7 protein-coding genes are annotated in these 7,352 nt (G+C 38.0%); all 7 read left to right on the top strand.

Going from position 1 to position 7,352, the window contains the following annotated elements; all coding sequences use genetic code 11:
• The first annotated feature begins 705 nt into the window (after positions 1-705).
• The 7 genes from B2745_RS05625 (at position 706) to B2745_RS05595 (ending at position 7,346) form a co-directional block, all read left to right on the top strand.
• Positions 706-1,053: a helix-turn-helix domain-containing protein gene (locus tag B2745_RS05625; RefSeq protein ID WP_304064291.1), complete on the top strand. Its 348-nt coding sequence runs from the start codon at positions 706-708 to the stop codon at positions 1,051-1,053.
• A gap of 287 nt (positions 1,054-1,340) precedes the next feature.
• The gene (locus tag B2745_RS05620; protein WP_304064290.1) at positions 1,341-1,985 is read left to right on the top strand and encodes a DUF6266 family protein; all 645 of its coding nucleotides are present in this window, start codon (positions 1,341-1,343) and stop codon (positions 1,983-1,985) included.
• A 74-nt stretch (positions 1,986-2,059) separates the two neighbouring features.
• Positions 2,060-2,521 (top strand): hypothetical protein, encoded by a 462-nt coding sequence (locus B2745_RS05615; RefSeq protein WP_304064289.1) that lies wholly within the window; start codon positions 2,060-2,062, stop codon positions 2,519-2,521.
• Positions 2,522-2,535: 14 nt separating this feature from the next.
• Positions 2,536-2,907, top strand: a complete 372-nt coding sequence (locus tag B2745_RS05610) for a hypothetical protein (RefSeq protein ID WP_304064288.1) — start codon at positions 2,536-2,538, stop codon at positions 2,905-2,907.
• A complete protein-coding gene (locus B2745_RS05605) occupies positions 2,826-3,404 on the top strand; it encodes a CHAP domain-containing protein (RefSeq protein WP_304064287.1) in 579 nt (192 codons plus the stop codon). Before B2745_RS05610 ends, B2745_RS05605 begins: the two co-directional genes overlap by 82 nt.
• A gap of 23 nt (positions 3,405-3,427) precedes the next feature.
• Complete coding sequence (locus B2745_RS05600) at positions 3,428-3,883, top strand: hypothetical protein (RefSeq protein ID WP_304064286.1); 456 nt, start codon at positions 3,428-3,430, stop codon at positions 3,881-3,883.
• A 292-nt stretch (positions 3,884-4,175) separates the two neighbouring features.
• Positions 4,176-7,346, top strand: a complete 3,171-nt coding sequence (locus B2745_RS05595; RefSeq protein ID WP_304064285.1) for a SusC/RagA family TonB-linked outer membrane protein — start codon at positions 4,176-4,178, stop codon at positions 7,344-7,346.
• Positions 7,347-7,352 lie beyond the last annotated feature (6 nt).

The following is a 7,352-nucleotide window of genomic DNA, read 5'->3' as shown; positions in this document are numbered from 1 at the left end:
CATGCAAGGCTATCCCTTCATATAGGTCATCTCTTTATGTACTACAAGAGGATCTTTGTTCCTCGCTTTACAAATTACTATATCTTTTCATACAGCATGACTGGTTGGAGAGCATGCTGCAACCTTCCCTTTCCGCCTTGTTGAACAAAGTGAAACATCTCAAAAAAAAGTCTACAGCTTTCAAGTAGCCACCCAGCTCGGTGTCCTCTGCGCCCTCTGCGGTTAAAACATTAAAAAATCTTTGCCGTTAAACCACTACAATCGAAAAGATTAAAACAAATCACCATGACCACCCAGTTCATTGCTCTTTGCGTCCTTATGGTTAAAAAACGATACAATCACCACACTATGTTAAGCACTCGTTGCAAACGAGCACAAGAAAAAAATAACCTCCAAGTAAATCAAAAAATAAGATTACAGACTCACTTTGTTCTATAAACTACCTCATATTTAGGTCTTTTTACTTTTAACTTTTTACTTTATACTTTTAGAGTATTTCCTTTTTAAATAACTATTTTTTATTTTAGAAAAATATTGCTTGCAGCAATCCCTTTCCTATGACATCGCTATTACTGTAGCGACCAATCACCATTATGATAAACATCATGACCATGGGTGCATATCATCAGCACTCTAACACAACGCCCTTTTCAGTTAGCCTTTCTTTGACCACTAGCAAACCAATGCTTCTTAAATGCTTCGCTTATGTTTGAAGTTTTATTGACAAAAATATACCGCTTAGAGAAAATACTACAAAGTATAGACAAAGGCATTCAAGAGCAGCTAAAGCATAATTTTGAAAGAGAACGCTTAGAAGTACTGGTTCAGATTCTACTTCAATTACAACAAAAAAAGCGAGTAGCCAAAACAAACACCGAAAAAGGTTTACAAGAGCAATGGATGGATAAGCAAGAGGTGCTACAATTGCTTAAAATTAGCGAGCGTACACTATTTAACCTCCGGAAAAACCAGATGCTATCCTATAAACTTGTTGGCGGTAAGCTATTCTTTAATGTCAAACACGTGGAGGCACTTTTAGAAAGATCGCCATAGGTATCAAAAATTAAGCTACCAGACAGGGGTCTTCTCCCAGACAGATTCGAGCGTTGTTCGGGAAAAGACCCCTATTTCCCGAACAAGTCCCGAAGAGGTCTCGAAGAAGTGTGCAAAAAGACTGGCAAAATCCGGCATCTGACGGCAACTGACGGCAAAATCCGGCAAAATAGGCTGATGGCATTGACATTAGTTAAACAAGCCAGCACCTTTGGAGCAGACAAAAGACAGGTAGCGCTACACAAGAAGCTTTTGCAGAATGGTTTAACCCTTAAAAAAATAAGATTATGGGAAAATATTTACAGGGCATATTAGGTGCCTTTACCGGAAAAGTAGGAACAGTGATAGGTTCCTCATGGCGTGGAATCAGCTACATGCGTAGCCTAACCAGAAGACGAGGCAATGCCAATGCTACAGACAAGCAGCTAGAGCAACAAGCCAGGTTTGCTTTGGTGAATGGCTTTCTGAAACCGATGAAGCCTTTGCTAGAGATAGGCTTTAAAAACTATGCAAATGGGAAAACAGGCTTTAATAGTGCCACCTCTTACAACTTGAAGAATGCCTTAACAGGAGAAACACCAAACCTGGAGATTGATTACACGATGGTGATGTTAAGTCGTGGAGATTTACCTCAGGTAGAAGGCTTGTTGGCAACATCAGTAACGGCAGCTAAGCTAAATCTGGAGTGGCAGAACAATAGCGGTAGAGGAAAAGCCAAGCCGGAGGATCAGTTAATTGTAGTTGCATTTTGTCCTGAGCTGGCAGAAGCTATTTATGTGATTGGCGAAGCAACAAGATTAGCTACCACTTACGTTTTTGATTTACCGGCCGATTATAGCACCAAAGAGGTGCATGTATATGTAGGCTGGATTTCTGAAAATGGAAAAGAGATCGCTAACAGCAAGTATGCAGGAAATATCCTGATAGCTTAAACATTAAAAATAAACAGGGTACCCAATAAGTACCCTGTTTTAATTTGATTTATTCATTTAAACAAAAGAAAAATATGTCATATAAAACACTCACTTATCTTCAAATGAAGCGCCTATACTATAAAAAAGGCAAAGAAGAAATACAACTGCACCTAGCAGGGCAACACCGAAAAGCAGCAGCCCTATTGAGAACATTTTTAGAAACAGAACATCATACCTTCAAATGTTGGTATTATGCTTTACAAATGCACCTATTGCAAAAGAAAGATATAGAGGTATTGCTACAACAGAAAAGCGCAAAGCTAAAATTACACCTTCTATCAAAACATGGCATAGAAAAATCATGCTTAAAGCAATTGAAAGCAAAACTATTGAGTTTGCTGGTAACCTATGCCTATGATTATTCTTGTGCAGCATTATTAGGTAAAAACCCTGGCTATAGGATTCGTATTTATTCACTTCCCTTACCCTTTAGCATCCACCATGACGATTGGGAAACAGATGCTGCACAAAACACAAACCATTACCTAAACTAAGCACTATGATGACCATGACACATATTCAAAAACGGAGCCGGGCTCTAAGGATTCCGCCTCTAAAAAAGGAACACCTGAGTATCATCATCAGCTTGATGTTATTTGTTATAGCACCTGTATGGCTACGCTTGGTAGACGAAACAGCAGCCCCACTAGATGCAGGCATCCTCAGTGCTATTTTAGTAGCTATTTTGGCTTTCCTGCTTTTTAAAGCACTTACTTGGTGGCTAATTGAAAATATCTGGCCGGTATTGGGCAATTTCTCCAAAGAACAATTTCATACACACTTTAACCATCTATCCTCATGTCAAAAAATCATCATCTACTTAAGCTTTTATTTATTACTTCTCTATGGCTTTATCTGCACACTCATAGCCATTTTGTAAAAGCAGGAATAGGATCAGCAAGCAGAATAAGGCTCAAAAACATCTACAGCCAAGAAATAGGTACCAGAGAAAAAAGCAACCGTAACGACGGTAGCCGGGTAGAAAGCTACCTCCAATATACAGGCCATAGCAAAGGGGCACCTTGGTGTGCCGCCTTTGTAAGCTGGTGCTTAGGCAAAGCAGGGATCAGCAATCCACAGACTGCATGGAGTCCGGCATTATTACCTCAAAAGCGTATCATTTGGAAGAACACTTGGCAGCAAGAAAAGATACAGCCACAGGCAGGAGATGTTTTTGGTATCTGGTACGTTTCCAAAAAACGCATTGCCCATTGTGGTTTTATAGATGCTTGGGGCGATAGTATCATCATCACGGTTGAAGGGAATACCAATGAAGTAGGAAGTAGAGAAGGTGATGGGGTTTACCGTAAACGCAGGCTAAAACGTACTTTATACGCCGTTGCAGATTGGGCAACAGCAAGGAGGGAAGATAGATGAAAAAAATGCTTTACCTATGGGTCATGCTTGTATTAACAGCCTGTTCCAGTCAGAAATCCAGGTATCAGCAGCTCATCACAGCACTGGAAAAGACCAAACAGGCTAGTAGTTTAAAAGATAGCCTGCAAAGCCAAAGCAATACGATAAACGCAACACTACAGCAAGTAAAAGAAGGTGTGGTTTTAGAAATGGACGAACTCTTTTATTGGCATCCAGACAGTGGCTTGCAGCAGCAACCGGGCTATATCAAAGTAAAAGTTTATAAAAGCAATAGCAAAGACAGTTTAACACAAGCCGTCCATCAACAGCAAAGCAGTACGGTTAAAGTCCAACAACAAGAACAAGAGTTGTTAAAGAAAACAACTCATAAATCATTAGAAAAGGAAGTGGAAAGGAAAGGGAGTTTTACCTTAATCCTACTGGCTATGATTTTCTTAGGCTTGGTGGTTTTAGGATTTTGGTGGAGTTTAAAAGCTTAGATTAAATATAAGAGGTGTTTTTTACCTATAGCTTTATAGAAGATATACACTCTAGTTTTTCATATTTTGAGATTAAACCATATATATCATCAATTTTTACAAAAATAGACACAAATTTTATAGCCTTAAAGCTTTAAGTAAGCGTCCTTTGGTTTAAGCAAATCAGGTAAAATCCCAAATAGCTGATGGCAGTAACCAATTATTTTATAACTTAAGAAAGGAGGGCTTAATAAACATTATATTTTACTTTCTCTTATTTAAACAATAAACTAATCATAAAATTAATAAACCAATGATGAGATTAATAAAAGTACTAATAATTTTTAATGATACGTATAGGCTAAAATGGCCTCTTAAACTTGCACTTGTTGCAGGTCTCGTTTCTTTTGGATGTTATCCAATTTTTGCAACGAATAAAATTTCAAACAAAGTAATTATACAAAACACAAATGTAAAGGGTAAAATAGTTGATAAAGCTGGTTTGCCATTACCGGGGGTAAGTATTAAAATTAAAAATACCAATGTAGGGGCGGTTTCAGATGCAAATGGAAATTATAGCATTAACGTTCCTGATAACAATGCGGTTCTTGTTTTTTCTTATTTAGGCTTTTTAAGTCAGGAAATTGCTGTTAATGGCAGAGCAAGCATCAATATCACTTTAGAAGAAGATGTGAAAGCTTTACAAGAGGTGGTAGTTATTGGTTATCAAACCATCAGAAAAAGAGATGTAACCGGTGCTTCAACATCTATTGATACAGATAATACAGAAAAATTAGTAGCTCGTTCTATGCCAGAGGCATTACAAGGCCTATCACCAGGTGTTGCGGTTAGAAATGGTGGTGCACCAGGGCAAGAAGCAGTGGTTAACATCAGAGGTTTAGCAACTTTTGGTAATGCAAGTCCGCTTTATGTAATAGATGGAATGTTTGCAGACCCAAATACTACCGTTAACCCTAATGATATTGCTGATATACAAATATTAAAAGATGCATCAGCAGCAGCTATTTATGGTTCTAGAGCAGGTAACGGGGTCATCATCATCACAACTAAAAAAGGTAAAGAAGGTACGCCAAAAATTTCTGTAAGCTCAAGATATAGTATCTCACAAATACCTAAAAAGTATGATATGATGAATGGTGCAGAGTATGCAGCTACCAATGCCAGAGCTTATACCAATTCTGGAATTCCATTACAACCGGGGGTGGCCAATTACAATGGTAGTATAGATACAGATTGGGCAAATGAGCTCTTACAAACAGGTGCCGTTCAAGATTTTAATGCTAGTATTTCTGGAGGTTCGGCAACATCTTCTTATTTGATATCTGCTGGATATTTCAAAGACGAAGGAACATTAATAGCTCGTGATTTTGATAGAAAATCACTTCGTATCAATACAGAATCAACTAAAGGGAAATTCAAATTTGGGGAAAACTTCGCTTTATCAAGCTCTAATGTAAATGCTCCTTTTCAGGGAGGTTTTGCAGAGGGTAACCCCTGGTATGATATGTGGTCTAGTGTGCCTTTAATACCTGTTAGAAGCAATAGTTTGATAAGCGCCAACAACCCGGGCGGATGGGGCTATGGAGACAATGGAAATATCAATACCTTTTCTCGTAACCAGGTAGCAATAGCTAATATTACTTCAGTAAATAGCAACTTTGTTAAGTTGTTAGGTAATGCTTTTTTAGAGTATAAGATTTTAGATGGCCTAACCTATAAATTTAATGCAGGTTTAGAAACCAGCTTTGATAAATCAAAAGCGGTAAGAAGAGATGGCTCTTGGTATCAAAATCAATCTCCAGATTTTAGCAGCTTAACAGATAACAGATCCCAATTTTTAAGCTATTTGTTTGAGCACACGCTTAATTTTAACTATAACATTAAGAAACACCGTTTTAATGGGGTAGTAGGTTATACCGAGCAAACAACCCAGATAGATAATACTTTGGGTAGCGGTTTAAGACTATCTCAATTTGGAGGTAATTATTTCACTACTTTAAATTCTACTAGTGGTGTCCCTGGCGATAGAAATTCATCTGGTGGTTTAACCAAATTTTTACTTAATTCTGTTTTAGGTAGGTTAAATTATAATTACGATGACCGTTACCTAGCTACATTTACCTTTAGGGCTGATAAAGATTCTAGATTTTCTGAAAGATTTAGAACAGGTTATTTCCCTTCTGTGGCTTTAGCATGGAGGTTATCTGAGGAAGATTTCTTTAAAGTAGATTGGATTTCTGATTTAAAATTAAGAGGTTCTTATGGTATATTAGGGGTTAACACTTTAGGTGCTTACCAATTTACAGGCTTCTTAAACCAGGCTCCAAGTGTAGTATTTGGTCCAAATCAACAAGTTTTTCCGGGTGCTACCCAAGCCAGATTGGTTTTTGAAGATTTAAGATGGGAAGAGAAAGAAACCACCAACTTTGGTATAGATGCGGCACTATTTGATAACCGTTTTAGGGTAGCTATTGATGCATTCCGTTCGGTATCAAGAGATGTGTTGGTAGGACAGCCATTGCCACAATATTTAGGAAACTTACAGGGAGACCCTATTGTAAATATTGGCTCTATAGAAAATAAAGGTTTAGAGTTTGAGTTGGGCTATCGTCCAAAATTAAGTGGAGCATTCAAATGGGATGTTGCGGCAAACCTTAGTTTCATCAGAAATAAAGTGTTAGAACTTGGAAATCTGGGGATAGATTTAGCTACGGGTTTACCTAGAGCTTATATTCCATCAGGCGTTACACGTACTCAGGTAGGTCGGTCTATAGGCGAGTATTATGTATTAAAAACCGATGGTATCTTCCAAAATCAAGCAGAGATAGATGCTCACAGAGCGCAAAGTGCTTATGCTAAGCCAGGCGATATCCGCTATGTTAATGCTGTAGATGGCGGAACAAATGATGATATCAATGAGTTTGACAGGGTATTTGCAGGTTCGCCTTTCCCTAAGTTTACCACAGGCTTACAATTTAACTCGGCTTACAAAAACTTTAGTTTAAGCATGCAGTTTTATGGTGCTTTTGGTCATAAATTGTATAATGATGTTTTAAGGGATTTAGATAGCTATGGTAATGCTAATTACAGAAGAGATATTAACCCATGGACACCTTCTAATACCAATACCAGCTTCCCAAGATTAGGCTATCAATTTGCACCTAATGATAGAGGTATAAATGAAAATGCCAGAGGAGATTCTGATAGATGGATTGAAGATGGCTCTTTCTTGAGGTTACGTAATATCGAGCTGGGTTATAATATCCCTACTAAATTTCTTGAAAAGGCAAAAATTGGCAATGCCAGAGTTTACCTAAGTGGGCAAAACCTCTTTACCATTACCAATTACCAAGGTTTAGACCCTGATGTTGTTGGTGCCGATGTAAACCTGCAGCCTGGTGTAGATAACGGAAATTACCCATCATCAAGAATTTTATCATTTGGTTTAAGTGTGGGCTTTTAATCTCGA

This window comes from Pedobacter glucosidilyticus, from assembly GCF_002483235.1.
GTDB lineage: Bacteria > Bacteroidota > Bacteroidia > Sphingobacteriales > Sphingobacteriaceae > Pseudopedobacter > Pseudopedobacter glucosidilyticum_B.
This window is presented reverse-complemented; position numbering and strand designations above follow the sequence as displayed.